This window comes from Aeromonas sp. FDAARGOS 1416 (genome assembly GCF_019048085.1).
GTDB classification, from domain to species: Bacteria; Pseudomonadota; Gammaproteobacteria; order Enterobacterales; family Aeromonadaceae; genus Aeromonas; species Aeromonas veronii.
Window position 1 is genome coordinate 3,736,539 of sequence record NZ_CP077301.1, and the last position, 25,962, is coordinate 3,762,500.

The following is a 25,962-nucleotide window of genomic DNA, read 5'->3' on the forward strand; positions in this document are numbered from 1 at the left end:
ACCATTAGCGGAGAAGAAAATGGAGAGGAATATAAAGAAGCAGAAAAAAGATCGACGGGATGGATCCGGTGGCATTATCTGACTGGATCCATTATCCCCAAGCTTTATCCATATTTATCCACACCCTTTGGCGGTAGAATCCGGCTTTCCGTTTCTTTGTCTGAAATCAGGATCCATTCCATGGCCAAACTCAATCTCGTCGTCGGCTCCATGCTGGGCGCCGCCGAATATGTCGCAGACCACGTCGCCAACCTGCTGGAACAGGCTGGCCACCAGACCCGGATCCACAACCCGGCCAAGCTGGCAGAGGTGCTGGATGATGCGGGATCCATCCTGCTGGTGGTCACTTCCACCCATGGTGCCGGGGATGTGCCCGACAACCTGCAACCCTTCGCCATGGATCTTGCCGAGCAGCATCCGGATCTTAATTCATTGAAATATGGCGTGATCGCCCTTGGTGACAGCAGTTATGACACCTTTTGCCAGGGTGGCAAGACGCTGGATCGGCTGCTGGCCGAGTGCGGTGCCAGCCGGATCGGCGAGCGGCTCGACATCGATGTGACCCAACACGAGATCCCCGAAGATGCCGCAGAAGTGTGGATCCGCGACTGGATGACGATGATCGCCTGATCAGCGTGCGGGAGATCCTGAAAAAAAGCTTGATCTCCCCACTTATCCCCAGATCGACTATCCACCATGTTATTAACAGATTGATCCGGGGGAGTTGTTCTACAAGGTTACCCACAACGCCCAGGGGTAATGTGCATAACTACGGTGTAAAGCTCTGCAAAACCTATAGTTATCCATGTATTAGATCCAGACCGACAGACCTCTGTGTATAAAAGTTCTGGTTATCCCCTCGTTCACCGGGCCAGGATCCAAGCTTTTCCACAAGCTAGGATCGTTCTTAAATTAATGATCTTTATGATCAAAAAGTGCTTATCAACAAAAAGGGCGGCTCCTAATAAGAGATCCAGTAAAAGATCGATCTAAAGATCCTTAAGATCTAATTAGTGGATCCTCCCTTCATACTGAACGTTAAGTAGACGTTCCCCTCAGGACGCGAAACAGATAGAATGTTCCGCCCTTTAGCCCAGGCAAATAAAGATCTTCAGGCGTGCAGATCAAGGTGATCCCAATGCAATACCATGAACAATTTGATGTGATCGTCGTCGGTGGCGGTCATGCCGGAACCGAAGCAGCAACAGCGGCAGCCCGTATGGGCATGAATACCCTGTTGCTGACCCACAATATCGATACGCTGGGACACATGTCCTGTAATCCGGCGATCGGCGGGATCGGCAAGGGACACCTGGTCAGGGAAGTTGACGCACTCGGCGGGATTATGGCGCGTGCCATCGATCTTGGCGGGATCCAGTTCCGCACCCTCAACTCCTCCAAGGGCCCGGCAGTGCGAGCCACTCGTGCCCAGGCGGATCGCCTGCTCTACAAGGCTGTCGTTCGCCAGATGCTGGAGAACTACCCGAACCTGAAGATCTTCCAGCAGGCCTGTGACGATCTGATCATGGACGGGGATCGTGTTGCCGGTGTGGTCACCCAGAGCGGGATTCGCATCAGTGGCAAGACAGTGGTGCTGACGGTCGGTACCTTCCTGAACGGTTTGATCCACATCGGGATGGAAAACTACAAGGGCGGCCGTGCCGGGGATCCTCCCTCGATCGCATTGGCCCAGCGCCTGCGCGAACTGCCGCTGCGCATCGATCGTCTCAAGACGGGCACCCCTCCGCGCATCGATGCCCGCAGTGTCGATTTCTCCGTCATGCAGGAACAGCACGGCGACGATCCGCGTCCGGTCTTCTCGTTTATCGGCAATGCCAGTCAGCATCCCCGTCAGGTGCCCTGCTACGTCACCCACACCAACGAGCGTACCCACGAGGTGATCCGCAATAACCTGGATCGCAGCCCCATGTACGCCGGGGTGATCGAAGGGATCGGCCCGCGCTACTGCCCGTCGATCGAAGACAAGATCACCCGTTTCGCCGACAAGACGGCGCACCAGATCTTCGTCGAACCGGAAGGCCTGACCACCCACGAACTCTATCCGAACGGGATCTCCACCAGCCTGCCGTTTGACGTGCAGGTGCAGATCGTCCGTTCCGTGCGCGGCTTCGAGAACGCCCACATCACCCGCCCCGGCTATGCCATCGAATATGATTTCTTCGATCCGCGGGATCTCAAGGCCAACATGGAGAGCAAGTGCATTCCAAACCTGTTCTTCGCCGGCCAGATCAACGGCACGACCGGTTACGAAGAGGCGGCGGCACAAGGCCTGATGGCCGGTCTGAACGCCGCGCTGCGTGCCCAGGACAAGGATCCCTGGAACCCGCGTCGGGATCAGGCCTACATGGGCGTGATGATGGACGATCTCTCCACTCTGGGGACCCGCGAGCCTTACCGCATGTTCACCAGCCGCGCCGAATATCGCCTGCTGCTGCGTGAAGACAACGCCGATATCCGCCTGACAGCCATTGGTCGCGAGCTGGGTCTGGTCGATGACGAGCGCTGGAGCAAATTCAACGCCAAGATGGAACAGGTCGAGCTGGAGCGTCAGCGCATGCGTTCAACCTGGATCCACCCGCAACATCCGTCACTGGAAGCGGTCAACGCCCTGGTCAACACCCCGCTGACCCGCGAACAGAGTCTGGAAGAGCTGTTGCGTCGTCCCGAGGTGACCTATGATGCGCTGATGGCCATCGAAGGGGTCGGTCCTTCCGTGACCGATCCTGCCGCGGCCGAACAGGTTGAGATCCAGATCAAATATGCCGGTTACATCGAACGTCAGCACGATGAAGTGGAAAAGCAGCTGCGCAACGAAAACACTCTGCTGCCGCTGGATCTGGACTATCGCGAGGTGAACGGCCTCTCCAACGAGGTGAAAGCCAAGCTGAACGATGCCAAACCGCAGACCATCGGTCAGGCTTCCCGCATCTCCGGCATCACCCCGGCGGCCATCTCCATCTTGCTGGTTCACCTGAAAAAACACGGCCTGCTGCGTAAAACCGCCTGAGGATTCTTACCGTTGGAAAATATGCTGGAAAGATTGAACGGCCTGCTCATGCAGGCCGGAATTGTTATCACCGATACCCAAAAGAGCCAACTGGTGCAGTTGGTCGAGTTGCTGCACAAGTGGAACAAGGCTTACAATCTCACCTCGGTGCGAGATCCGGACGCCATGCTGGTCAAGCATATCCTCGATAGCCTGGTGGTAAGCCCCCACTTGCACGGTGAGCGCTTCATCGACGTGGGGACAGGTCCCGGCCTGCCGGGATTGCCGCTGGCGATCATCAATCCGGACAAGCAGTTCGTCCTGCTCGACAGTCTGGGCAAGCGGATCAACTTCATCCGTCAGGTGATCCAGGAGCTGGATCTGACCAATGTGACGCCGGTCAAATCCCGGGTTGAAGAGTATCAACCCGAAGTGGGGTTTGATGGTGTACTGAGTCGGGCATTTGCCTCGCTGGAGGACATGCTGAGCTGGTGTCACCACCTGCCGTCAGAACAGGGCTGCTTCCTGGCGCTCAAGGGACAATATCCCGAGCAGGAGCTGGCCCAGTTGCCTGCCAATATCCGTCTGGTAGCCTGTCATGAGTTGCGGGTGCCGGAGCTGGAAGGCGAACGTCATCTGCTGGAATTCAAACATATCCAGCCCGAATAGGGTCGCAGTTTCATTTAGGGGATCGTGTGGGAAAAGTCATCGCCATAGCCAACCAGAAGGGTGGAGTGGGTAAAACCACCACCTGTGTGAATCTGGCCGCCTCCATGGCTGCCACCCGGCGTAAGGTGCTGGTGATCGATCTGGATCCGCAGGGCAATGCCACCATGGGCAGTGGTGTCGACAAGTATGATGTCGAGCGCACCGCCTATGAGCTGCTGATCGAGGATGCCCCCATCAGCGAAGTGATCATCCCCGAAACCACCGGGGGCTATCACCTGATTGCCGCCAACGCCGACGTGACCGCGGCCGAAATCCGTCTGATGGAATTTTTCGCCCGCGAAATCCGCCTGCGCAATGCGCTGGCTTCGGTGCGGGACAAATACGACTACGTCTTCATCGACTGCCCGCCCTCTCTCAACATGCTGACCGTGAACGCCATGGCCGCCGCCGACTCCGTGTTGGTGCCCATGCAGTGCGAATATTACGCGCTGGAGGGGCTCACCGCCCTGGTCGACACCATCAGCAAGCTGGCCGCTGTGGTCAATCCGGATCTCAAGATCGAAGGGGTGCTGCGCACCATGTTCGATCACCGCAACCGGCTGGCCAATGATGTGTCCGATCAGCTAAAACAGCACTTTGGTGACAAAGTCTACCGCACCATCATTCCCCGCAACGTTAGACTGGCTGAGGCCCCGAGTTTCGGTGCCCCGGCCATGCACTATGACAAATCATCGGTGGGCGCCAAGGCCTACCTGGCACTGGCTGGCGAGATCCTGCGCCGCCAGGAGCAGGAACGTCAGGCGACCATCGCAGACCGAGAGAGCATATGACTCCGAAAAAACGTGGACTGGGCAAGGGGCTGGATGCCCTGCTCAGTACCAGCACGGCTGCCCGCCAGAAACAGGTGATGAGCGATCAACGTACTGAAGAGGCCATGGCCCCCACCAATCAGGGCGAGCTGCGCAAGCTGCCGGTGGAGTGGTTGCAGTCCGGCAAGTACCAGCCCCGCAAAGACATGTCCCAGGATGCACTGGAAGAGCTTGCCAACTCCATCCGCGCCCAGGGGGTGATCCAGCCCATCGTGGTACGCCCTCTCGGCGAACAATCCTTCGAAATCATTGCCGGTGAGCGGCGCTGGCGCGCGTCCCAGCTGGCGCGGCTTGAGGTGGTGCCCTGTATCGTCAAGGATGTACCCGACGAGGCTGCCGTCGCCATCGCGCTGATAGAGAATATTCAGCGGGAAGACCTCAATGCCATCGAAGAGGCGGTCGCTTTACAAAGACTGCTGACCGAATTCGAACTCACCCACCAGCAGGTGGCCGAGGCGGTGGGCAAGTCCCGTACCACGGTGACCAACCTGTTGCGTCTCAACCAGCTCAACGATGACGTGAAGCGTTTCGTCGAGCATGGCGACCTCGACATGGGCCATGCCCGTGCCCTGCTGGCTCTGAGCGGCCAGGCCCAGTCCGAACTGGCCAAGCTGGTTGCCCAGAAAGGGCTGACCGTGCGCGATACCGAGAAGCTGGTGCAAAAAGCGCTCGAACCGGCAAAAGCCAGGGTCGAACCGGCCCGTGATCCACAGATCGGCTACCTGGAGCGCCAACTGGCAGAAAAAATTGGCAATCAGGTGCAACTTCAGCCTGGCAAGCGGGATAGCGGGAAGTTAGTAATAAGTTACGAGAATTTGTCCGATTTGGACCGTATATTGGGCTATTTTGGCGTGTCGGAATCGTGATTTTTACGCTTTTTGTAGTAATAAAACATCCATTCCTTTTGATATGACCATAACCCTGATTTGCCGCGGAAAGCCGCAAAAATTAAGGATTTTTGTCATATTGCAATAGCTGCCCTCAAGGGTATAATTTGACCGGCTTTAAGAGCTGTTAACATGGGGTCTTCGGATCCCGATTTTTTACAGTTCTGTAATGTTCAGGGGTAGGTTGGTGAAGCAGAAAATAGCCTTGGAAGGTTTGACACTGGCCTTGGTTATGCTCGTTTGTCAGCTCATCCTGATCCTGGCGATGAGTGCCGTCTGGTTTTACCTGACTGGTGCCAGCGCCGGTTATTCCGCCCTCTACGGAGGGGGGATGTACTGGGTTCCTCAAGCCTTGTTTACTGTCTGGGTGCTGCGCCGCAAGGTGACAACCGAGAGTGTGGGCCTGGTTTTGCGGGACTTTTATGGTGGGGCAGGGATTAAGCTCATTTCTACAACAGGTCTATTCGCCCTGATGTTTGGTGCGGGAGTCGAGGTCGTTACCGTCTCGTTTTTCGCCACTTATATCCTCGCCCTCGTTGTACAGTGGATGGTTTCATTCACGCTTAACAACCACTATTAGGAAAACTCATGTCTGCAACCGGAGAAGTCCTGACTCCTCAGGGATATATCTCCCACCACCTGACCCACCTTCAAGTCGGGTCCGGGTTCTGGACGGTCAATATCGACTCAATGGTATTTTCCGTCGTGCTAGGCGCCCTGTTTATCCTGCTGTTCCGCAAAGTAGCCGTTAACGCTACCAGCGGGGTGCCGGGTAAGCTGCAGTGCTTTGTGGAGATGCTGGTCGAGTTTGTGAATGGTAACGTCAAAGACATCTTTCACGGTCGCAACAAGGTCATCGCACCTTTGGGGCTGACCGTGTTTGTGTGGATCTTCCTGATGAACTTCATGGATCTGATCCCTGTTGACTTTATCCCTCACGCTGCACAATTGATGGGTATTCCCTATCTGCGTGTGGTTCCCTCTGCTGACGTTAACATCACCATGTCCATGGCTTTGGGCGTGTTCTTCTTGATCCTGTACTACAGCATCAAGGTCAAGGGTATCGGCGGGTTTGTGAAGGAGCTGACGCTTCAGCCTTTCAACCACCCGGCGGCCATCCCGGTTAACCTCATCCTGGAAACTGTTACGCTGATTTCCAAACCTGTTTCTCTGGGTCTTCGACTGTTCGGCAACATGTATGCTGGCGAACTGATCTTTATCCTGATTGCGGGTTTGTTACCCTGGTGGTCACAGTGGATCCTGTCCGTGCCTTGGGCAATTTTCCACATCCTGATCATCACTTTGCAGGCATTCATTTTCATGGTTCTGACCATCGTCTATCTGTCGATGGCGCAGGAAGACCATGGTTGATGCAACTCAAATAATCCTTTTTATACAATCAATTACATCTAAATAACTGGAGATCCTCATGGAAAACTTGAACATGGACCTGCTGTACATCGCTGCTGCAATGATGATGGGTCTGGCTGCTATCGGCGCTTCCATCGGTATCGGTATCCTGGGTGGCAAGTTCCTGGAAGGTGCTGCTCGTCAACCGGATCTGATCCCTGTTCTGCGTACCCAGTTCTTCATCGTAATGGGTCTGGTGGATGCGATCCCGATGATCGCCGTTGGTCTGGGTCTGTACGTGATGTTTGCGGTTGCTGGCTAAGTCGTTACGACTCTCCAGGCATAACCCATTAACTAACTAAAGAGGACATCGGCTGTGAATATCAACGCCACCCTCCTCGGCCAAGCAATTGCTTTTTTCTTCTTCGTTGTGTTTTGCATGAAGTATGTATGGCCGCCGCTGATGGCTGCCATCGAAGCCCGTCAGAAAGCTATTGCTGACGGTCTCTCTTCTGCCGAACGAGCCAAGAAAGATCTGGATTTGGCCAAGGCCAACGCCGTCGATCAGCTGAAAGAAGCCAAGCTGCAGGCTGCTGAAATCATTGAACAGGCCAACAAACGCAAGGCCCAGATCATTGATGAGGCAACTGTCGGTGCTCAGGCTGAGCGGGAAAAAATCCTGGCTCAAGGCCGTGCCGAGATTGAAGCTGAACGTCATCGTGCCAAAGAGGAACTGCGCAAGCAGGTTGCTGCTCTTGCCATTGCGGGTGCAGAGAAGATCCTGGCGCGCCAAATCGACCAGGCTGCCAACAGCGACATCGTCGACAAACTGGTAGCTGAACTGTAACGGGAACGGGGCTATGTCTGAACTGACTACAATCGCTCGCCCCTACGCCAAGGCTGCTTTCGAGTTTGCCGTTGAGCACAAGGCGGTTGATCAGTGGCTGGGGATGCTCAGCTTCGCTGCGGAAGTAGTGAAGAACGAGACCATCCACTCCCTGGTTAACGGCTCTGTGGCTGCCGACGAGCTGGCAAAACTGTTTGTCAGCATCTGCGGGGAGCAACTCGACGAGCATGGCCAGAACCTGATCCGGGTAATGGCAGAGAATGGTCGCTTGGGTGTGCTGCCGGCGGTCGTTGCCGAATTTGTGGTGTTCAAGTCTGAACTGGACAAAGAAGTTCAGGCTGACGTGATTTCGGCGATTGCACTGACCGACCAGCAGAAAGCCAATATTCAGGCTTCTCTGGAACAACGTCTCGCGCGCAAAGTGAAGCTGAATTGCAGCATCGACGCGTCCTTGATGGCCGGGGTGCTCATCAAGGCCGGTGATCTGGTTATCGACGGAACTGTCCGCGGCAAGCTGGATCGCATGGCTGACGCGCTGCAATCTTGATTGGGGTATTAGAGCATGCAACTGAATTCCACTGAAATCGCCGAGCTGATCAAGCAGCGCATTGCGCAGTTTGATGTAAAGAGCGAAGCGCGTAACGAAGGTACCATCGTCTCCGTGAGTGACGGTATCATTCGTATCCACGGCCTGGCCGATGCCATGCAGGGTGAGATGATCGAGCTGCCGGGCAACCGCTACGCTCTGGCATTGAACCTGGAGCGTGACTCCGTTGGTGCCGTAGTGATGGGTCCCTATGCCGATCTGGCCGAAGGGATGAAAGTAAAAGGTACTGGCCGCATTCTGGAAGTGCCGGTTGGTCGTGGTCTGTTGGGCCGGGTGGTCAACACCCTGGGTCAGCCTATCGACGGTAAAGGTCCGGTCGAGCACGATGGCTTCTCTCCGGTAGAAGTGATTGCCCCGGGCGTTATCGAGCGTAAGTCTGTTGACCAGCCTGTCCAGACCGGTCTGAAAGCCATCGATGCCATGATCCCTATCGGTCGTGGCCAGCGTGAGCTGATCATCGGTGACCGCCAGGTAGGTAAAACTGCCATCGCGATCGACACCATCATCAACCAGAAAGACTCCGGCATTAAGTGTGTCTACGTTGCGATTGGCCAGAAGGCCTCCACCATCGCCAACGTGGTGCGCAAGCTGGAAGAGCACGGTGCTCTGGCCAACACCATCGTGGTGGTTGCCTCTGCTTCCGAAGCTGCTGCCCTGCAGTATCTGGCTCCGTACTCCGGTTGCTCCATGGGTGAGTACTTCCGTGACCGCGGTGAAGATGCCCTGATCATTTATGATGACCTGTCCAAGCAGGCCGTTGCATATCGTCAGATCTCCCTGCTGCTGCGCCGTCCACCAGGACGTGAAGCATTCCCGGGCGACGTATTCTATCTGCACTCCCGTCTGCTGGAGCGTGCTGCTCGCGTCAACGACGAGTACGTAGAGAAGTTCACCAAGGGTGAAGTGAAGGGCAAAACCGGTTCTTTGACCGCGCTGCCGATCATCGAAACCCAGGCTGGTGACGTATCCGCGTTCGTTCCGACCAACGTGATCTCCATCACCGATGGTCAGATCTTCCTGACTTCCCAGTCTTTCAACGCCGGTATTCGTCCTGCGGTTGATCCGGGTATCTCCGTATCCCGTGTGGGTGGTGCCGCCCAGACCAAGATCGTCAAGAAGCTGTCCGGTGGTATCCGTACCGCGCTGGCTCAGTACCGCGAACTTGCTGCGTTTGCCCAGTTCTCTTCCGACCTGGACGATGCGACTCGCAAGCAGCTGGACCACGGTCAGAAAGTGACCGAGCTGATGAAGCAGAAGCAGTACTCTCCGATGAGCGTTGCTCACCAGTCTCTGGTGCTGTTCGCCGCGGAAAAAGGCTATCTCTCCGATGTCGAGCTGAACAAGATCCTCGATTTCGAAGCCGCTCTGCTCTCTTTCGCCGATACCCAGCATGCCGAGCTGATGGCTGAAATCAATGCCAAGGCTGACTACAACGACGCGATCGTTGGCAAGCTGACTGCGTTGCTGGACAACTTCAAGGCAACCCAGACCTGGTAAGCGTGTGTGGCAGCGCAAGCTGCCACCTGATGGAGAGAAGAGATGGCCGGCGCAAAAGAGATACGTAACAAGATCGGGAGTGTGAAAAACACTCAGAAGATCACCAGCGCTATGGAAATGGTGGCAGCAAGCAAGATGCGCCGTGCGCAGGATCGCATGTCTGCCAGCCGTCCGTACGCTGAAACCATGCGCAAGGTGATCGGCCATATCGCTCAGGGGAACCTGGAATACAAGCACCCCTACCTCATCGAACGTGAGGTCAAGCGAGTGGGTTACATCGTCGTCTCCACCGACCGTGGCCTGTGTGGTGGTCTGAACATCAACCTGTTCAAGGCTGCCCTCAATGATATGAAGCAATGGAGCGCGAAAGGTGCCAAGGTTGACCTGGCTCTGATCGGCAACAAAGCCTCCAACTTCTTTGAACGGCACGGCGCCAAGGTGAAAGCTCACGTCGCAGGACTGGGCGATAATCCGAGCGTCAATGACCTGATTGGTTCAGTCAAGGTCATGCTGAAGGCTTACGACAACGGTGAGATTGACAAGCTGTATCTGGTGTACAACAAGTTCGTCAACACCATGGTGCAGCAACCACGGGTCGATCAACTGCTGCCTTTGCCCGTAACTGAAGACAGCAAGCTCGCCAAGAAACACCACTGGGATTACCTCTATGAGCCGGATCCCAAGAAGCTGCTGGATACCCTGCTGGTTCGCTATGTCGAATCTCAGGTTTACCAGGGTGTAGTGGAAAACTTGGCCAGTGAACAGGCAGCCCGAATGGTTGCCATGCAAGCCGCGACTGACAACGCCGGTAACCTGATTAACGATCTGCAACTGGTATACAACAAGGCCCGTCAGGCCAGTATTACCCAGGAGCTGACAGAGATCGTATCCGGTGCTGCTGCGGTGTAAGGCAAGGGTTATCAAAGGTTTAGAGGATTTGACATGAGTAACGGTTTCATCGTCCAAATCATCGGCGCTGTAGTGGACATCGAGTTCCCGCAGAATGCCGTGCCCCAGGTGTACGATGCACTGAAGGTCGTTAGCGAAGGTCAAGGCCAGGGTCTGGTGCTGGAAGTTCAGCAACAGATCGGTGGCGGCGTCGTTCGTTGCATCACCATGGGTTCCTCCGACGGTCTGCGTCGTGGGTTGGAAGTAATGAATAGCGGTAAATCCATCCAGGTTCCGGTCGGTACTGCGACTCTGGGTCGGATCATGAACGTACTGGGCGAGCCAATCGACGAGAAAGGCCCGATCGGTGAAGAAGAGAGCTGGTCAATCCACCGTGAAGCCCCCAGCTACGAAGATCAGTCCAACAGCACCGAGCTGCTGGAGACCGGCATCAAGGTTATCGACCTGGTATGTCCGTTCGCCAAGGGTGGTAAAGTGGGTCTGTTCGGTGGTGCCGGTGTAGGCAAAACCGTAAACATGATGGAGCTGATCCGTAACATCGCGATCGAGCACAGTGGTTACTCTGTGTTCGCCGGTGTAGGTGAGCGTACCCGTGAGGGTAACGACTTCTACCACGAGATGATGGAGTCCAACGTACTGGACAAAGTATCTCTGGTTTACGGTCAGATGAACGAGCCGCCCGGAAACCGTCTGCGCGTTGCGCTGACCGGCCTGACCATGGCCGAGAAGTTCCGTGACGAAGGTCGTGACGTACTGTTCTTCGTAGATAACATCTACCGTTACACCCTGGCCGGTACTGAAGTATCCGCACTGCTGGGCCGTATGCCTTCCGCAGTAGGTTACCAGCCGACCCTGGCCGAGGAGATGGGTGTTCTGCAAGAACGTATCACCTCCACCAAGACCGGTTCCATCACCTCCGTACAGGCCGTTTACGTGCCTGCGGATGACTTGACTGACCCGTCTCCGGCGACCACCTTCGCCCACCTGGATGCGACCGTGGTACTGTCCCGTCAAATCGCGGCACTGGGTATCTACCCGGCCGTTGACCCGCTGGACTCTACCTCTCGTCAGCTGGATCCGCTGGTGGTTGGCAAAGAGCACTACGAGACCGCTCGTGGCGTTCAGACCGTACTGCAGCGCTACAAAGAGCTGAAGGACATCATCGCCATCCTGGGTATGGATGAACTGTCAGAAGAAGACAAACTGACCGTAGCCCGTGCCCGTAAGATCGAGCGTTTCCTGTCCCAGCCGTTCTTCGTAGCAGAAGTGTTTACCGGTTCTCCGGGTAAATACGTGCCGCTGAAAGAGACCATCCGTGGTTTCCAGGGCATCCTGAAAGGCGAGTATGACGATCTGCCCGAGCAGGCGTTCTACATGGTTGGCGGTATCGACGAAGTCGTCGAGAAATCCAAGAAACTGTAAGCCTCGACAGGAGGGCCCATGGCAGAGATGATCTCCTTTCACCTGGACGTGGTGAGCGCCGAAGGAAAACTGTTTTCCGGTCGCGTGCAATCCGCTCAGGTATCAGGCTCCGAAGGTGAGTTGGGTCTCCGCCACGGTCATGCTCCGTTGCTGACTGCCATCAAGCCGGGTCTGGTCCGCTTGGTGAAGCAGAACGGAACTGAAGAGGTGCTGTACATCTCCGGCGGTATGCTGGAAGTACAACCTGAATCCGTGACCGTGCTGGCGGACACCGCGATTCGTGCTGACGACTTGGATGAGGCGAAAGCCCAGGAAGCCAAGCGCGCAGCCGAAGAGCGGATCCACAGCTCCCATGGTGATATCGACTACGCCCAGGCCGCCACCGAGCTGGCCAAGGCGATGGCTCAACTGCGAGTTATCGATATCGTCAAAAAGAATTACCGCTAATAACGGTGATGTAAAAAGCGACCTTCGGGTCGCTTTTTTTTTACCCGTTGGATAGACTCCGCCGAGTATTTCTCATGTTCCAAAGGTCAATTTATGTCCCTCAACGTCGTGATCCTGGCTGCGGGTAAAGGTACCCGCATGCGCTCTTCCCTGCCCAAGGTACTCCACCCGGTAGCCAACAAACCTATGGTTTCCCATGTGATCGATACTGCACGTCAGGTCGGTGCCGAGCAGCTGCATCTGGTCTATGGCCACGGTGCCGAGCTGCTGAAAGAGCGGATCGTGGCGGCCGATGTGAACTGGGTGCTGCAGGCGCAACAGCTGGGGACCGGTCACGCCGTCGCCCAGGCCATCCCGTTCTGGAAGGATGAAGACGATGTGCTGGTGCTGTACGGCGATACCCCGCTGATCCAGCCAGAGACCCTGCAGCGACTGCTTGCTGCCAAGGCTGAAAACGGGATGGCACTGCTGACCGTGGTACTGGACAACCCCACCGGTTATGGCCGTATCGTCCGTGAAAATGGTCAGGTAGTCGGCATCGTCGAGCAGAAGGATGCCAACGCCGAACAGCTGGCGATCCGAGAGGTGAACACCGGCGTGCTGGTGGCCAATGGGGGCCAGTTGCGTCAATGGTTGTCTCGTCTCGACAACAAGAATGCCCAGGGCGAATTCTATCTGACCGATGTGATCGCCATGGCTCACGTCGATAATTGCCCGATTGCCGCTGTGCATCCAGAGCGTGCCGCTGAAGTTGAAGGGGCCAACAATCGGGTGCAATTGGCCCAACTTGAGCGCAGCTATCAGCAGATGCAGGCCGAGAAGCTGATGATCGCTGGTGCAACCATGATCGACCCCGCACGCTTTGATTTGCGTGGGGTTTTGGAAATTGGTGAAGAGGTTGTTATTGATGCAAACGTCATCATTGAGGGCAAGGTGACTCTCGGCAATCACGTTCGTATCGGAGCCGGTTGCGTACTGAAAGATTGTGTCATTGGCGATCATACTGAGGTGAAACCCTACTCGGTTATCGAGGGGGCACAGGTGGCAGATCAGTGCTCAGTGGGTCCGTTTACCCGCTTGCGTCCGGGGGCGGTTCTGGAGCAGGATGCGCACGTTGGCAACTTCGTCGAGATGAAGAAGGCCCGTCTTGGGGTTGGTTCCAAGTGCGGTCATCTGACCTATCTGGGTGATGCCGAGATCGGAGCTGGGGTGAATATCGGTGCCGGTACCATCACCTGCAATTACGACGGCGTGAACAAGTTCCAGACCATCATCGAGGATGACGTGTTCGTCGGTTCTGATACCCAGCTGGTGGCGCCAGTGCGCATCGGCAAGGGTGCGACCTTGGGGGCGGGTTCTACCATCACCAAGGATGTGGCTGAGAACGAGCTGGTGATCACCCGGGTGCCCCAGCGTCACATCAAAAACTGGGCTCGCCCGGTCAAGAAGAAGTGATGCCCGATCAATAAAATAGAACCGGCGCCTGATGGCGCCGGTTTTTTTGGCTTATGACTTATGGCTGGTGTCACTGGTCGATGGCTGGGGGGCCGCCCATGTGGTCGCGGGTGCGCTGTAGTCCATCACCTGATACCAGTCGAGCTTGCGGGTCAGCAGCATGATCAGCGCCAGGGTGGCGAACAGCAGCAGGGCGCCGAGCAGCAGAGCTATCTCTTCGGCCTGCAGCAGGCTGTAGAGAATGGCATAGACCAGCCCGAGCAGCGCAGCAAAGCCTATCCCCTGCTTCCGGCCGCCCAGCACATGGCTGAGGTAGAAGCCGTTGAGCAGCACGCTGGCCAGCGAGGCCACCAGATAGGCCCAGCCAAAGCCGAGGTGCTCGGTCAGGGCCAGTAGCACCAGATAGAAGATGGCCAGCCCCATGCCCACCAGCGCGTACTGGATCGGGTGAACCCGCAGCCCCTTGAGCAGCTCGAACATGAAAAAGCTGATAAAGGTAAGACCGATGAAGAGCAGGGCATACTTGGCTGCCCGCTCGTTGAGCTGATAGTGATCCACCGGCTGCACCAGACTGACGCTGAAGGTGGAGAGATGACTATCGCCACCGTTCATCATCCGGTTGAAGCGGGTCTCCATGTCGCTGGCGAACCAGCTGGTTTGCCAGTTGGCCTCAAACCCTTGTGGGCTCAGGGTGCGACTGCCCGGCAGAAAGTCACCGATAAAGTTGGGGTGGGGCCAGTTGCCCGCCAGCTGCAGGGTGCTCTCCTTGCCCAGCGGGACTATGTCGAGGGTGTTCATCCCCTGTAGATTGAGCTCCAGATGGAAGGTGCCATCCTGCTGCGGCAGGCTGTCGATCGGGGCATGGATACCCGCGAGCGCATCACCGAGGCGGGCGCCGGGGGCAAACGGGATCCGCTGTGTGCCGAGTTGCAGTTCGGGGACGCTGTTGATACCGCGGGCATCGGAGAGCACCAGGCTCAGGTAGGGTTTGCCCGCCACCAGCTCGTCATCCCCGGCGAGCGGCGCGCTCTCTTGTAGTTGAGCGGCTGTCGGCAAACGGCCGGAGAGGGAGAGCCGGGTCTGATAGACCTGCGCCTGATAGATGCCGAGCTTGCGCGGGGTCACCTCCATGGTGGCCTGCACGTCGAGCTGTTCCGGCAGCAGGTAGCGATAGGTCTGCTCCTGACGGACGAAGCGCTTGCCATCCTGCTCGACCGTCACCGAACGGGTATAGGGCTGTACGATAATGGGCCCCATCAGCCGTTGCGGGCCGCTGCTGCTGGCCATGATGCTGTGAATGGCCTGACTGCGGTAAGCCTGACGCTCCCGGTTCAGCTCCATGATGGATTGCACTGGCACCATCAACAGCAGGCTGAGCAACAGCAGCAGAAATATCTTGTGGGTGAATATCTGTTTGACCATGACACGTCTCCTTGTTGGATGGAGTGAGTCTGTCAGTCTGGCGTGAAGTGGTGATGGGCTTGTGTGAAGTGGCGGTGAACTGCTGCTAAACGGCGCCATCAGACGCCGTGGGATTGTTCAGGGGCGGGAGCGCACCAGTCGGGCGGCTTGGGCGAAGCGATCGGTGTGGCCGTCGATGAGTCCGTGCATAAAGTCGATGTAATAGACCAGTTCCGGCATCTCCTCAATGGAGCTGGAGGTCCAGTAGGGGGCTGAATTTTCCCCGTTGTCATGGATATCGGAGAAGAAGCGCGGGTCTGTCATCGGCGCCCGGCAATCTTCGTCGAGCAGGGTGAAGAGCTCCTCGATGGTGGGGAGTCGCCACCCCTCGCCAAGGCGGGCAGCTTCATCTTTGGCTTCAAGCAGCGTCAGCAGTGCAGGTGTGCCCACACAACCTTTCCCTTTCTGCCACTGGCTGCCCAGGCTGCACGCCTGCCATTCGAGGTGGTTTAGCCGATCATGGATGACTTCTCCCTGCCGTGTCAGGCGGTCGGAGAGATCACAGGCAGCCAGCGCCATGCTGGCCGGAAGTCAGAGCAGCAATAGAAATAATTTCATGTTTGTCTCGTTTACGAATGGCGGTCAGCCCATCGCTGGTGGGCTGACCGTGGTTATCGGGGTTTATCTGGCGGGAAGCGAGCTCACTGCTTTTTAAGTTGTGCAGGCAGGGCGGCCAGCACCTCCTCTTTTGCCTTGATGGAGGCGAACTGCTTGCCGGGTTTTTGCACCACGGTATGGACGAAGATCAGTTGTTTGCCCGGTTTGCTGGCCCAGCCGACGAACCAGCCGATCTGCTGATCGCGGTTGAGGCTGCCATCCAGCTTCTTCGGGTAGCCCATGCCGGTCTTGCCGTGGATCTGCCAGCCGTCGATCTCGCTCACCTTGAGGATATTGGCGGTGTACTGCAGGGTCTGCGCCGAGACCGGCAGCTTGCCGCTCAGCATCTTGCCGAGAAAGCGAGCCTGCTCCTCCGGACTGATGGCGAGGCTGGAGCTGAGCCAGGCCTGGGTCAGACCGTCATGCTTGCCCGGATTGCCGGAGAGATCCCGGTTGCCGTAGTCGAAGCGGTCGACGTATTGCTGGAAGCGCTCCATCCCCAGCCATTCGGTGATCTGCTGGGAGAACCAGACCACCGAGTAGGTTTCCCAGCGGCGCGGGGTAGTGGTTTCGCGCCAGGCGGGTAGCCAGCCGTCATAGCTCGGCTTGTAAGGCAGTGCCGGATGCTCTTCATCAACCAGATAGCCACTGTCGTAACCTATCAGCGCCAGCGGGATCTTGAAGGTGGACGCGGGCGGCAGCTGGCTGGAGCAGTCCCCTTCGCTGGAGAGGGTCTGGCCGTTGCCGTCAGCATAGAGAAAGCAGCCGCTGGCGGCGGAGGCTGGCAGGGCTGCGAGCAGACCGGCAGCCAGCAGGCTGGAGAGAAGCAGGCGGGACATAGCATTTCCTTGAGCAAATGGATGAGAGAAAGCGGCAGTCTAATGCCGCTTTGTGTGGGGAATGTGAAGTTGCGGGGGGACTAGGTGAATGGCAGCCAGAGTTCCGCCAGCGCGCCTCCCTCTGGCCGGTTGCTCAGGGTCAGACGGCCGCCATGCTGGTGGGCCACCTCATGGGCGAAGCTGAGCCCCAGACCACTGCTCTTGCCCTTGTCCGGGCGCGGCAAGGAGTAGAAGCGCTCGAAGATGCGCGGCAGGGCGTAGTCGGGAATGCCGGGGCCGCTGTCGGTGACCCGAAAACAGTAGCCCTCTTCCTGCTGGCTGCCGCTCAGGGTGACCAGCCCGTAGGCAGGAGAGAAGTCGATGGCGTTATCCAGCAGGTTGCCGATGGCCTGCTCCACCAGCAGCGGATCCCACTTCTGTTTCGGCGCGCTGGCCAGCTCGGCCACCAACTCGACCTGACGGCGCTGGGCGATGATCTGGCGGGCGTCGAGGGTGCGCTTGCCCAGTTTTGCCGGTTCCACCGACTGGCGATCCAGCCCCTGGCCCGACTCCAGCCGCGCCAGTTGCAGCATTCGCTCGATCAGCTGCTGCATGCGCGCGCTTTCCAGATTGATGTTGCCGATAAAGCGTTTGGCAACTTCGGGGGGCGGCGTTTCGGCCAAAATTTCCCCTGCCCCGCGAATGGCGGCCAGCGGGCTCTTCAGCTCGTGGGTCAGGCTGTGCACATAGGCTTCGATGTAGCTTTTGCCATCGAGCTGGTGGCGCATGGTCTCCAGTGAGCGGCCGAGCCGATCCAGCTCGACGGTGTGCAGCCGTGGCAGCGGTGCCGCCTCCCCCTTGCTGACCGAGTCGGCATAGTGCACCAGCTTGCCGATGGCGCGGTTGAGCCACCACACCAGCAGGCTGCCGATCAGCAGCGAGATGAGCAGCATCTGGCCGCCGGCCCGCAGCAGCTCCTGTTCCCCGCGCTCGATGGCTGGCATCAGGGTGCGATTGGGTTTGGCGACGGTGAGGGAGCCGATGATCTCGGCCCCTTCCCGCAGCGGCGCTGCCACATACATGGTCGAGCTGGCGGCATCGTCGGGGTCGGTGCGGGTGCTGCGGGCGCCATATTGGCCGCGCAGAGTGCGGTAGACATCGTTCCAGCGGGAATAATCCTTGCCCAGATCCGTGCCGTCGGAGTCGTAAATCACCATACCCTTCTGGTCAGTGACATAGATGCGGTACTCCGCCTGCTGCTTGAGGTGGCCATCGATCATCGCATTGATGGGATTCTGGTTGAGGCGGGCGAAGGCGTTGGCCAACCGCCCGTTCATCATATTGCCCTCTTTCAGATCATCGAGGGCGAGCGGCGCCAGCAGCTGGGTCATGTCGACCAGAGTATCCTCGGTGGCGCTGCGCACCCCGGGTTTTATCTCCTCGACGAAGATCTCCAGCACGAACCAGGCGGCCAGCGCGAAGATCAGCAGCAGGCCGCACAGCAGTTGCAACCCTAGTCTCATGCCAGCTCCAGGCTGTAGCCCAGCCCGCGGTGGGTGAGGATCAGGTTGGCTTCTGGATCATGTTCGCGCAGCTTGGCGCGGATGGTCTTGATATGGGTATCTACGGTGCGATCCAGACTCTCCTCCGCATCCTGCCACACCAGATCCATCAGCTGTTGGCGGGAGTAGACCCGCCCCGGCGTCTGCATCAGGGTCTTGAGCAGCAGATATTCGTAGCGGGTGAGGGCCAGCGGCTGGCCGCGAAAGTGAATGCGGGCCCGCTCCTCATCCAGTACCAGCAGGGCGCTGGGCTGGGGGGCGACGGGCTGGCTGCGGCGCAGGATGACCCGCACCCGGGCACACACTTCCCGTGGCGAGAAGGGTTTGGCCACATAGTCGTCGGCACCGATCTCCAGCCCGATCAGCCGGTCTATCTCCTCGCTGCGGGCGGTGAGGAACATCAGGGGGATATCGGTCAGCGCCCTCACCTGCTTGCAGAGTTCGAAGCCGCTGATGTCGGGCAGCCCCACATCGAGGATCAGGAAGTCGGGTCGCGTCTGTTCCAGTCGTGTCAGCAACTGTTGGCCCAGCATGAACCACTCCACCTCGAACCCGTCGGTCTGCAGGGCGTAAATCAGGGTGTCGGCGATGCTGGCCTCATCCTCCACCAGCCAGATGACTCTCTTTTGCATGGCATCCTCGTCGCAAATTGGCACCCCATTCTGGCATCGAACCAAATCGGATCCTATTTGCTGTTTTATTTTTCCGAAAAAGGGGCTAATATTTCGATGTTCTTTCGAATCGAAACTTAAAGATGACCAAACGTAATACTCAACAACGCCGACACACCATAGTGACCCTGGTACAAGAGCAGGGTGAAGTGAGTGTCGACGCCCTCGCCAAACACTTTTCTACCTCCGAAGTGACTATCCGTAAAGATCTGGCGGTACTGGAGACCGGCGGTCTGCTGCTGCGCCGTTACGGTGGTGCCGTTCCCTTGCCGAATGAGATGGTGGTCGAGGTCAACCCTGAACAAGTTTCGAACCGAAAGTTAGCTATTGCCCGTGCGGCGGCCGAGCGGCTGCGTGATCACAACCGCGTCATCATCGACAGCGGCAGCACCACCAGCGCCATGATCCCCATGCTGGGCAACAAGCGCGGCCTCATCGTGATGACCAACTCCCTCAATGTGGCCGGAGCCCTGCGCGAGCTGGAAAATGAGCCTACCCTGTTAATGACCGGTGGCACTTGGGACCCTCACTCCGAATCCTTCCAGGGGCAGGTGGCGGAACAGGTGCTGCGATCCTACGACTTCGACCAGCTCTTTATCGGTGCCGACGGCATCGACCCGGAGCGTGGCACCACCACCTTCAACGAGCTGGTGGGCCTGTCGCGGGTCATGGCCGAGGTGTCGCGGGAGGTCATTGTGATGGTCGAATCGGAAAAGATCGGCCGCAAGATCCCCAATCTCGAGCTGCCCTGGTCGAGCATCCATACCCTGGTGACCGACGAGGGGCTGGCCAGCGAGGCCAGAGAACAGATTCAAGCCCAGGGGGTGACGCTTATCTGCGCCCCGGTCACTTGCTGACATCGAGCTCTGAACCATCCAACTGACTTTACGATTTGCATCTCAAGGAGAAGTGTATGTGTGGCATCGTCGGGGCTGTTGCCCAACGTGATGTGGCTGAAATTCTGGTAGAGGGCCTGCGCCGTCTGGAGTACCGCGGTTATGACTCAGCCGGTGTGGCCGTGTTCAGCGCCAACCAGCCGTTGCAGCGGGTTCGCCGTCTGGGCAAGGTGGCCGAGCTGGCCAAGGCGCTCGACGAGCAGTCCGTCCATGGCGGTACCGGCATCGCTCATACCCGCTGGGCCACTCACGGCGAGCCCTCCGAACGCAACGCTCACCCTCACGTCTCCGAGCATATCGTGGTGGTGCACAACGGCATCATCGAGAACCACGAAGAGCTGCGGGAAGAGTTGAAGGCGCTGGGCTATGTGTTCAGCTCCGACACTGACACCGAAGTGATTGCCCATCTGGTCCATCACGAGCTGAAGAGCGCCGGCAGCCTGCTGGCCGCCATGCAAACTGCGGTGAAGCAGCTGCGCGGTGCCTACGGTACCGTGGTGATGGACAGCCGCGACGACAGCCGCGTGGTGGTGGCCCGCTCCGGTTCACCGCTGGTGATCGGCCGCGGTATCGGCGAGAACTTTATCGCCTCCGACCAGATGGCGCTGCTGCCGGTGACCCGCCGTTTCATCTTCCTGGAAGAGGGTGATGTGGCCGAAGTGACCCGTCGCGATGTGCAGATCTTCGATATCAACGGCAACGCTGTGGTGCGCGAAGAGCAGGAGTCCGAACTCTCCCACGATGCCGGTGACAAGGGCGAATATCGCCACTACATGCTCAAAGAGATCCACGAGCAGCCCAAAGCGATCACCAACACTCTGGAAGGGCGTCTGGGCAGCGATCACGTGGTGGTCGAATCGTTCGGCAACGGCGCGCGTGCCATCTTTGACAAGGTCGAGCACGTGCAGATCGTCGCCTGCGGCACCTCCTATCACTCCGGCATGGTGGCTCGCTACTGGTTCGAAGAGATCGCTGGCGTCTCCTGTGATGTGGAGATCGCCTCCGAGTTCCGCTATCGCAAATCGGTAGTGCGCCCCAACAGCCTGCTGGTGACCCTCTCCCAGAGCGGCGAGACTGCCGATACCCTGGCGGCGCTGCGTCTGGCCAAGGAATCCGGCTACATGAGCTCGCTGGCTATCTGCAACGTGCCAGGCTCCTCGCTGGTGCGTGAATCGGATCTGGCCTTTATGACTCGCGCGGGGGCAGAAATTGGGGTGGCTTCCACCAAGGCATTCACCACCCAGCTGGCTGGCCTGCTGATGCTGGTGGCCTCCGTCGGTCACTGCCGTGGCCACCTGAGCGCCGCCGCCGAGGCTGAACTGGTCAAGGCGCTGCAAGCCCTGCCGCTGCGTATTAAAGAGAGTCTGGCGCTGGCCAAGGATATCGAAACCCTGGCCGAAGAGTTTGCCGACAAGCAGCACAGCCTGTTCCTCGGCCGTGGCAGCCAGTACCCCATCGCCATGGAGGGGGCGCTCAAGCTCAAAGAGATCTCCTACATCCACGCCGAAGCTTACGCCGCTGGCGAACTGAAGCACGGCCCGCTGGCGCTGATCGATGCCGAGATGCCCATCATTGTGGTGGCGCCGAACAACGATCTGCTGGAGAAGCTCAAGTCCAACGTGGAAGAGGTGCGCGCCCGTGGCGGTATCCTCTACGTGTTCGCCGATGCCGACACCGGCTTCAAGAGCGACGAGACCATGCGGGTCATGAACCTCAACCATGTGGAAGAGGTGATCGCCCCCATCGTCTATACCGTGCCGCTGCAGCTGCTCTCCTACCACGTTGCCCTGATCAAGGGCACTGACGTGGACCAGCCGCGCAACCTGGCAAAATCGGTGACCGTCGAGTAAGTCACTCTCTCAAATGAAAAAGAGCCGCAATTGCGGCTCTTTTTGTTTCGGCTGAGGGGTTACGACAGCCGCAGGTTGGTGATGGTGACCTCGTCGAGGGAGGGCACTATGATGCCGCTGGTGATCCCTTTGGCGATGGCCTGACTGCGGTTCTTTGAGTCGGTCTTGTTGGTCACCTGGGTCAGGTGAAAGTTGACCGTCCGCTCACTGATGCCGAGGATGGTGGCGATCTCCCAGGAGGTCTTGCCCTCGCTGGCCCAGAACAGGCACTCCTTCTCCCGATCCGACAGTTCGGTCAGGTATTTCATCATATCCGGTCTGCTTTTGATCAGTTGCAGTGCGGAGTTGAAGATGTAGCTGGCACAAAACGACAGCAGCGGAACATTTTCAAACATCAGATCGGAGTTGGATTTGTCCTTGGTGATGAAAGAGAGGATGCCGTGCTCCCCCTGCGGGGTGTGCAGCGGAAAGGAGACGCCATTGCGTACCCCGAAATCAGCCGCCAGGTTCATCACGTCGCGGCTGGCGCTGGGCAGCCAGGGCGAGTCGCAGTCGAGCTTGTTCCAGAAGATCGGCTGGGTCTGTTTCAGCCCCAGATAGACCACCGGATCCTGGGTCAGATACTGGTTTTCGCTGTAGGCGTCAAACCAGGTGGTCGGACAGTTGTTGAACAGTGCCACGTGGGATTTTTGCATGCTGATGGGGAAAATAATCAGCAGCCGAAAGTAATCAAAGCCCATTTGATGACTGAAGCGCTCCAGCAGTTGCTGGATATCGCTGGTTTTTGTTGCCTTGGTGAACTTGTCGATATGTTCCCAGATCGCATCGTTGAGCATTACTTTCTCCTTTTTCGATCTCTATCACACTGATCGAAAAGATTTTTTATCGTTATTTATATTTGTGCGGTGGCTATTGGCGCCACTTATTCCGTGCGTGCTTAAAAATTATCCTGTTTTTGTGCATAAAGGCCAAGAAAATCCTCTCGTTGCCAGTCCGCCCTGCATTTGAGATAATGATAATAGTTATCATTAGTAAGATGTATTTCAATGAACAAATTATGGGGTGTGGCCCTGCTGCCACTGTCAGTCCACTTTGCTGCCATCGGGGATGAGCTGGTTGCTCCCGCCCTCAAGAACAGCATAGCTGCCGGGAAAGCCTCCCAGCAGCGAGTGGAAAAAGCCGCCGATGCCGCTGTTGCCGCACGACTGGAGCTGCAAAACGCCCAGCTACAACTGCGTGACCTCGAAGCCTACAACCGCTACATGCAATCTCTGGTGGCCGATCAGCAAAATGAGCTGGGTAAATTGAGCCAGCAGCTGGAAGCGGTGCAAGAGACCCGTCAGGGCTTGATCCCGCTGATGTTGCAGATGCAGGCAGATCTGGAACAGCTGGTGCAAAACGACATCCCGCTGCGCAAGGAAGATCGGTTGGCGCGGGTTGAACAGTTGAAAGCGACCCTGGCCCGTGCAGACGTTAGCGAGGCGGAGAAATTCCGTCAGTTGCTGCAGGCCTATCAGATCGAAGCCGAATATGGCAGCCGGATGGACCGCTATTCCGCCGAGCTGGAGCTGGATGGTGCCCCGCGTCGGGTCGATGTGCTGGCGCTGGGTCGGGTCTCCCTGCTGGCAATGACGGCCGATCGCAGTCAGGCATGGCGCTGGTCTGCCGAGGCGAAGCAGTGGCAAGCCCTCGACAGCAAGTGGCTCTCCCCTATCGCCGAGGCGATGGATGTGGCCGCCGACAATAAAGTTCCCCAGTTGCTCAATGTCCCCCTCTCTGTCAGCCGTAGTCAGGAGGCCCAATCATGAGAGTCACCATGAAGTGGTTCCCCCTCCTTATTGCCCTCTCCTGCGGTACCAACGCCGCTGTTGCCGATGAGTGGCAGCAGCAGGAACAGGCTCGTGAACAGCAGGCTCAGCAAGATCTGGCGACCGTTGCCAAGGAGCTCGGCACTGCCCGCGCCAGACTGGCCGAGGCCCAGCGCCTGAGCAAGGAGCTGGCCGGCAAGTTCGCCAGCAACGAGAAGCAGCTGGTCGAGCTTAACGCCCAGTGGGAGCAAGCCTCCGGCGACATGAACGAGATCTTCGCGGTCACCCGTCAGGGCGCCAGCGATGCGGTCAAGCTGCTGAGCGAATCCGCCGTCGAGGGCCAGTACCCGGAACGTCTCGCCCCGCTGAAAGCCATGGCACAGGATAAACAGGTGCCGGATCGCGCCGCCCTCGCCCTGCTACCCGCCACGCTGCTGCAGGAGATCCGCGAATCTGGCCGGATTGCCCAGTTCAACGGCAAGGTGCTCGATGCCCAGGGGGCTGCCAGCGAGCAGTCGCTGACCCGGGTTGGCAGTTTTGCCCTGCTGGGGAGCGAAGGCTTCCTGCAACCGACCGCCGAAGGCTTGAGCCCGGTACTGGGTCTGCCCGGTAGCGTGCTCTCTGCCGTTGCGGCTTATCAGGGTCAGGAAGGGGAAACGCTGCCGCTGGATCCTTCGCATGGCACTCTGCTGGCGATGCTGGCACAGGCACCTACCTTCTGGCAGCAGGTACAGCAAGGTGGTCAGGTCGGCGCCATTATCGTGCTGCTGGCTGCCATCGGCTTGGGAATTGCAGCAGTACGGCTGTGGAGCCTCTCCCGAGAACTGGGTCGGGTGCGCCGCCAGCTCAAGAGCGGCGAGTATCACGCCGACAACGCCCTCGGCCGGGTACTGACGGTGGCGGACAAACACCCCGGGCTGAGCATGGAGACCCTCGAATTGCGTCTTGATGAGGCAATCCTGCAGGAGACTCCTCGTATGGAGCGCGGCATTGGCATGGTCAAGGTGATCGCGGCCATCGCCCCCATGCTGGGTCTGCTCGGTACCGTAACCGGGATGATCGGCACCTTCCAGGCCATCACCCAGTTTGGCACCGGCGATCCCAAGATCATGGCGGGCGGTATCTCCATGGCGCTGGTTACCACGGTACAGGGTCTGGTTGCGGCCATTCCGCTGATCCTGGCCCACAGCCTGCTGCAATCGCGCTTCACCGAGCTCTCCAATGTGCTGGAGCAGCAGGTAGCCGGCATTCTGGCCGAGCGCGCCGAGAGCAATAACGGCGGGATGGAGCGAGCAGCATGATGCTCGACATCTGGCAACAGCTGCAGAGTTTCATGGGCCGTGGCGGTCCGGTGCTCTGGGTCATTCTGGCCCTGCTGGTGCTGATGTGGATTTTGATGATCGAGCGGCTGCTCTACCTCAATCTGGGTTTTGGCCCCTTGCAGCAACAGCTGCTCGGCCGCTGGCAGGCCCGCAGCGAGCGCCACAGTTGGCACGCCCGGGCGATCCGCAGCCGCTGGCTGGCGCAGGCAGAGCTGGAACTGAACCGTCATCTGATCTTCATCCGCACCCTGGTGGTGCTCTGTCCCATGCTGGGGTTGCTGGGCACCGTGACCGGCATGATCGGCGTATTTGATGCGTTGGCTGCGGCCAACCGCTTTAACCCGGAGAGCATGGCGGGCGGGATCTCCCGCGCCACTATTCCCACCATGGCAGGCATGGTGGTGGCGCTCTCCGGCGTGTTGTTACTCAGTCGGCTCGAGAGTCAGGCCAAGCGTGCGCTGGCCAAGACCCGGGACGGCCTGCGAGAAGAGAAGGTAATGCAATGAGACGGCAATCCAAACGCCAGCGTGACGAAGTGCAGATCGACATGACCCCCATGCTGGATATCGTGTTCATCATGCTGATCTTCTTTATTGTCACCACCTCCTTTGTGCGCGAAGCCGGGCTCGAGGTACACAGACCCCAGGCCAGTCAGGCCAAGGCGCAGAAATCCTCCAGCATCATGTTGGCGATCGGGGCTCAGGGTCAGATCTTCCTCGACCGCAAGCAGATCGATGTGGAGCGGGTACAGGCCACCATCGCCCGTCTGCTGGCGGAGCAGCCCGATGCCAGCCTGGTGATCCAGGCCGACGAGCGAGTGCCCCATGGCAAGGTGGTGCGGGTGATGGATGAGGCCAAGGCGGCGGGTATCGCCAATATCGCCGTGGCGGTGGCGCCGAAATGAAATACAAGCTGATGAGCCTGGGGCTGGGGATTGCCCTCAGTCTGGGCATCCTGCTGTTTATGGCCACGCTGGTTGAACCGCCCCGGGGCGAGAAGGTGGCGAGCGAA

At 58.3% G+C, this 25,962-nt stretch carries 28 protein-coding genes (1 of these 28 cut by a window edge); 22 read left to right on the top strand and 6 right to left on the bottom strand.

Annotation, left to right across the window (positions count from 1 at the left end; translation table 11 throughout):
- Nucleotides 1-180: 180 nt before the first annotated feature.
- The 15 genes from mioC (at nt 181) to glmU (ending at nt 13,966) form a co-directional block, all read left to right on the top strand.
- Nucleotides 181-630, top strand: a complete 450-nt coding sequence (mioC, locus tag I6L46_RS16965) for an FMN-binding protein MioC (RefSeq protein ID WP_216976458.1) — start codon at nt 181-183, stop codon at nt 628-630.
- A 508-nt stretch (nt 631-1,138) separates the two neighbouring features.
- Entirely contained in the window at nt 1,139-3,028 is a 1,890-nt protein-coding gene (mnmG, locus tag I6L46_RS16970; protein ID WP_005357220.1) for a tRNA uridine-5-carboxymethylaminomethyl(34) synthesis enzyme MnmG, read from the top strand.
- 21 nt (nt 3,029-3,049) lie between these two features.
- A complete protein-coding gene (gene rsmG / locus I6L46_RS16975; RefSeq protein ID WP_216976460.1) occupies nt 3,050-3,676 on the top strand; it encodes a 16S rRNA (guanine(527)-N(7))-methyltransferase RsmG in 627 nt (208 codons plus the stop codon).
- A gap of 26 nt (nt 3,677-3,702) precedes the next feature.
- Nucleotides 3,703-4,506, top strand: coding sequence for a ParA family protein (locus I6L46_RS16980; protein WP_005342341.1), 804 nt, complete (start codon nt 3,703-3,705; stop codon nt 4,504-4,506).
- Nucleotides 4,503-5,411, top strand: coding sequence for a ParB/RepB/Spo0J family partition protein (locus I6L46_RS16985; RefSeq protein ID WP_005342343.1), 909 nt, complete (start codon nt 4,503-4,505; stop codon nt 5,409-5,411). Before I6L46_RS16980 ends, I6L46_RS16985 begins: the two co-directional genes overlap by 4 nt.
- Nucleotides 5,412-5,601: 190 nt before the next feature.
- Complete coding sequence (locus I6L46_RS16990; RefSeq protein WP_019445506.1) at nt 5,602-6,012, top strand: ATP synthase subunit I; 411 nt, start codon at nt 5,602-5,604, stop codon at nt 6,010-6,012.
- An 8-nt stretch (nt 6,013-6,020) separates the two neighbouring features.
- Entirely contained in the window at nt 6,021-6,803 is a 783-nt protein-coding gene (atpB, locus tag I6L46_RS16995) for a F0F1 ATP synthase subunit A (RefSeq protein ID WP_005339335.1), read from the top strand.
- Nucleotides 6,804-6,861: 58 nt separating this feature from the next.
- Complete coding sequence (gene atpE / locus I6L46_RS17000; RefSeq protein WP_005307205.1) at nt 6,862-7,104, top strand: F0F1 ATP synthase subunit C; 243 nt, start codon at nt 6,862-6,864, stop codon at nt 7,102-7,104.
- Nucleotides 7,105-7,158: 54 nt separating this feature from the next.
- Complete coding sequence (atpF, locus tag I6L46_RS17005) at nt 7,159-7,629, top strand: F0F1 ATP synthase subunit B (protein ID WP_204480536.1); 471 nt, start codon at nt 7,159-7,161, stop codon at nt 7,627-7,629.
- 13 nt (nt 7,630-7,642) lie between these two features.
- A complete protein-coding gene (gene atpH / locus I6L46_RS17010) occupies nt 7,643-8,176 on the top strand; it encodes a F0F1 ATP synthase subunit delta (RefSeq protein ID WP_204480539.1) in 534 nt (177 codons plus the stop codon).
- A 15-nt stretch (nt 8,177-8,191) separates the two neighbouring features.
- On the top strand, nt 8,192-9,733 hold the full coding sequence (gene atpA / locus I6L46_RS17015) for a F0F1 ATP synthase subunit alpha (protein ID WP_042054336.1): 1,542 nt from the start codon (nt 8,192-8,194) through the stop codon (nt 9,731-9,733).
- A 42-nt stretch (nt 9,734-9,775) separates the two neighbouring features.
- Complete coding sequence (gene atpG / locus I6L46_RS17020; protein WP_041210471.1) at nt 9,776-10,642, top strand: F0F1 ATP synthase subunit gamma; 867 nt, start codon at nt 9,776-9,778, stop codon at nt 10,640-10,642.
- Between the two features lie 33 nt (nt 10,643-10,675).
- Entirely contained in the window at nt 10,676-12,064 is a 1,389-nt protein-coding gene (gene atpD / locus I6L46_RS17025; RefSeq protein WP_026455856.1) for a F0F1 ATP synthase subunit beta, read from the top strand.
- Between the two features lie 18 nt (nt 12,065-12,082).
- Nucleotides 12,083-12,511, top strand: coding sequence for a F0F1 ATP synthase subunit epsilon (locus I6L46_RS17030; protein WP_005339345.1), 429 nt, complete (start codon nt 12,083-12,085; stop codon nt 12,509-12,511).
- 93 nt (nt 12,512-12,604) lie between these two features.
- The gene (glmU, locus tag I6L46_RS17035) at nt 12,605-13,966 is read left to right on the top strand and encodes a bifunctional UDP-N-acetylglucosamine diphosphorylase/glucosamine-1-phosphate N-acetyltransferase GlmU (RefSeq protein ID WP_042054334.1); all 1,362 of its coding nucleotides are present in this window, start codon (nt 12,605-12,607) and stop codon (nt 13,964-13,966) included.
- Nucleotides 13,967-14,017: 51 nt separating this feature from the next.
- Here the strand turns inward: glmU and creD are convergent, their stop codons facing one another.
- The 5 genes from creD to blrA all read right to left on the bottom strand — a co-directional run bounded on the left by creD (nt 14,018) and on the right by blrA (nt 19,036).
- Nucleotides 14,018-15,388 (bottom strand): cell envelope integrity protein CreD, encoded by a 1,371-nt coding sequence (gene creD / locus I6L46_RS17040; RefSeq protein WP_216976462.1) that lies wholly within the window; start codon nt 15,386-15,388, stop codon nt 14,018-14,020.
- A 117-nt stretch (nt 15,389-15,505) separates the two neighbouring features.
- A complete protein-coding gene (locus I6L46_RS17045; RefSeq protein WP_254203107.1) occupies nt 15,506-15,946 on the bottom strand; it encodes a DUF1566 domain-containing protein in 441 nt (146 codons plus the stop codon).
- Between the two features lie 122 nt (nt 15,947-16,068).
- Nucleotides 16,069-16,863: an OXA-12 family class D beta-lactamase gene (blaOXA, locus tag I6L46_RS17050; protein ID WP_216976464.1), complete on the bottom strand. Its 795-nt coding sequence runs from the start codon at nt 16,861-16,863 to the stop codon at nt 16,069-16,071.
- 80 nt (nt 16,864-16,943) lie between these two features.
- The gene (gene blrB / locus I6L46_RS17055; RefSeq protein ID WP_216976466.1) at nt 16,944-18,365 is read right to left on the bottom strand and encodes a beta-lactam sensor histidine kinase BlrB; all 1,422 of its coding nucleotides are present in this window, start codon (nt 18,363-18,365) and stop codon (nt 16,944-16,946) included.
- Nucleotides 18,362-19,036 (bottom strand): beta-lactam response regulator transcription factor BlrA, encoded by a 675-nt coding sequence (gene blrA / locus I6L46_RS17060; protein WP_201954589.1) that lies wholly within the window; start codon nt 19,034-19,036, stop codon nt 18,362-18,364. The genes blrB and blrA overlap by 4 nt, the downstream gene beginning before the upstream one ends.
- 122 nt (nt 19,037-19,158) lie before the next feature.
- On the opposite strand from blrA, the gene I6L46_RS17065 reads away from it, so the two are divergent.
- Complete coding sequence (locus I6L46_RS17065; RefSeq protein ID WP_064335026.1) at nt 19,159-19,932, top strand: DeoR/GlpR family DNA-binding transcription regulator; 774 nt, start codon at nt 19,159-19,161, stop codon at nt 19,930-19,932.
- A gap of 56 nt (nt 19,933-19,988) precedes the next feature.
- Nucleotides 19,989-21,821 carry a glutamine--fructose-6-phosphate transaminase (isomerizing) gene (gene glmS / locus I6L46_RS17070; protein ID WP_216976468.1) on the top strand — a complete coding sequence of 611 codons (1,833 nt, stop codon included), beginning with the start codon at nt 19,989-19,991 and terminating at the stop codon, nt 21,819-21,821.
- A gap of 59 nt (nt 21,822-21,880) precedes the next feature.
- On the opposite strand, the gene I6L46_RS17075 is transcribed toward glmS, so the two are convergent.
- The gene (locus tag I6L46_RS17075) at nt 21,881-22,657 is read right to left on the bottom strand and encodes a LuxR family transcriptional regulator (protein WP_005339360.1); all 777 of its coding nucleotides are present in this window, start codon (nt 22,655-22,657) and stop codon (nt 21,881-21,883) included.
- Nucleotides 22,658-22,867: 210 nt separating this feature from the next.
- On the opposite strand from I6L46_RS17075, the gene I6L46_RS17080 reads away from it, so the two are divergent.
- The 5 genes in view from I6L46_RS17080 to I6L46_RS17100 are tightly spaced (each overlapping or abutting the next) and all read left to right on the top strand, a layout consistent with a single transcriptional unit that may run on beyond the window.
- Nucleotides 22,868-23,629 (top strand): DUF3450 domain-containing protein, encoded by a 762-nt coding sequence (locus I6L46_RS17080; protein WP_216976470.1) that lies wholly within the window; start codon nt 22,868-22,870, stop codon nt 23,627-23,629.
- A complete protein-coding gene (locus I6L46_RS17085; protein ID WP_216976472.1) occupies nt 23,626-24,930 on the top strand; it encodes a MotA/TolQ/ExbB proton channel family protein in 1,305 nt (434 codons plus the stop codon). The genes I6L46_RS17080 and I6L46_RS17085 overlap by 4 nt, the downstream gene beginning before the upstream one ends.
- A complete protein-coding gene (locus I6L46_RS17090; protein WP_005339367.1) occupies nt 24,927-25,457 on the top strand; it encodes a MotA/TolQ/ExbB proton channel family protein in 531 nt (176 codons plus the stop codon). Before I6L46_RS17085 ends, I6L46_RS17090 begins: the two co-directional genes overlap by 4 nt.
- Nucleotides 25,454-25,855, top strand: coding sequence for a biopolymer transporter ExbD (locus I6L46_RS17095; RefSeq protein ID WP_005339369.1), 402 nt, complete (start codon nt 25,454-25,456; stop codon nt 25,853-25,855). Before I6L46_RS17090 ends, I6L46_RS17095 begins: the two co-directional genes overlap by 4 nt.
- Nucleotides 25,852-25,962, top strand: partial view of an energy transducer TonB gene (locus I6L46_RS17100; protein ID WP_216976474.1) — the start only. The gene runs 552 nt beyond the window's last position; 111 of the gene's 663 nt are visible here — the first part of the coding sequence; its start codon is at nt 25,852-25,854; its stop codon lies off the right edge, out of view. Before I6L46_RS17095 ends, I6L46_RS17100 begins: the two co-directional genes overlap by 4 nt.

Bases quoted from the DNA above. Each gene is read 5' to 3' on its own strand.
- I6L46_RS17045 (WP_254203107.1), bottom strand. From the start codon at position 15,946: ATGGCGCTGGCTGCCTGTGATCTCTCCGACCGCCTGACACGGCAGGGA.
- mioC (WP_216976458.1), top strand. From the start codon at position 181: ATGGCCAAACTCAATCTCGTCGTCGGCTCCATGCTGGGCGCCGCCGAA.
- I6L46_RS17080 (WP_216976470.1), top strand. From the start codon at position 22,868: ATGAACAAATTATGGGGTGTGGCCCTGCTGCCACTGTCAGTCCACTTT.
- I6L46_RS17065 (WP_064335026.1), top strand. From the start codon at position 19,159: ATGACCAAACGTAATACTCAACAACGCCGACACACCATAGTGACCCTG.
- mnmG (WP_005357220.1), top strand. From the start codon at position 1,139: ATGCAATACCATGAACAATTTGATGTGATCGTCGTCGGTGGCGGTCAT.
- atpE (WP_005307205.1), top strand. From the start codon at position 6,862: ATGGAAAACTTGAACATGGACCTGCTGTACATCGCTGCTGCAATGATG.
- blrA (WP_201954589.1), bottom strand. From the start codon at position 19,036: ATGCAAAAGAGAGTCATCTGGCTGGTGGAGGATGAGGCCAGCATCGCC.
- I6L46_RS17085 (WP_216976472.1), top strand. From the start codon at position 23,626: ATGAGAGTCACCATGAAGTGGTTCCCCCTCCTTATTGCCCTCTCCTGC.
- I6L46_RS17090 (WP_005339367.1), top strand. From the start codon at position 24,927: ATGATGCTCGACATCTGGCAACAGCTGCAGAGTTTCATGGGCCGTGGC.
- glmS (WP_216976468.1), top strand. From the start codon at position 19,989: ATGTGTGGCATCGTCGGGGCTGTTGCCCAACGTGATGTGGCTGAAATT.
- atpG (WP_041210471.1), top strand. From the start codon at position 9,776: ATGGCCGGCGCAAAAGAGATACGTAACAAGATCGGGAGTGTGAAAAAC.
- I6L46_RS17095 (WP_005339369.1), top strand. From the start codon at position 25,454: ATGAGACGGCAATCCAAACGCCAGCGTGACGAAGTGCAGATCGACATG.
- blrB (WP_216976466.1), bottom strand. From the start codon at position 18,365: ATGAGACTAGGGTTGCAACTGCTGTGCGGCCTGCTGCTGATCTTCGCG.
- glmU (WP_042054334.1), top strand. From the start codon at position 12,605: ATGTCCCTCAACGTCGTGATCCTGGCTGCGGGTAAAGGTACCCGCATG.
- I6L46_RS17075 (WP_005339360.1), bottom strand. From the start codon at position 22,657: ATGCTCAACGATGCGATCTGGGAACATATCGACAAGTTCACCAAGGCA.
- I6L46_RS16985 (WP_005342343.1), top strand. From the start codon at position 4,503: ATGACTCCGAAAAAACGTGGACTGGGCAAGGGGCTGGATGCCCTGCTC.
- atpH (WP_204480539.1), top strand. From the start codon at position 7,643: ATGTCTGAACTGACTACAATCGCTCGCCCCTACGCCAAGGCTGCTTTC.
- atpB (WP_005339335.1), top strand. From the start codon at position 6,021: ATGTCTGCAACCGGAGAAGTCCTGACTCCTCAGGGATATATCTCCCAC.
- blaOXA (WP_216976464.1), bottom strand. From the start codon at position 16,863: ATGTCCCGCCTGCTTCTCTCCAGCCTGCTGGCTGCCGGTCTGCTCGCA.
- I6L46_RS16990 (WP_019445506.1), top strand. From the start codon at position 5,602: ATGTTCAGGGGTAGGTTGGTGAAGCAGAAAATAGCCTTGGAAGGTTTG.
- rsmG (WP_216976460.1), top strand. From the start codon at position 3,050: ATGCTGGAAAGATTGAACGGCCTGCTCATGCAGGCCGGAATTGTTATC.
- atpA (WP_042054336.1), top strand. From the start codon at position 8,192: ATGCAACTGAATTCCACTGAAATCGCCGAGCTGATCAAGCAGCGCATT.
- atpD (WP_026455856.1), top strand. From the start codon at position 10,676: ATGAGTAACGGTTTCATCGTCCAAATCATCGGCGCTGTAGTGGACATC.
- I6L46_RS17030 (WP_005339345.1), top strand. From the start codon at position 12,083: ATGGCAGAGATGATCTCCTTTCACCTGGACGTGGTGAGCGCCGAAGGA.
- creD (WP_216976462.1), bottom strand. From the start codon at position 15,388: ATGGTCAAACAGATATTCACCCACAAGATATTTCTGCTGCTGTTGCTC.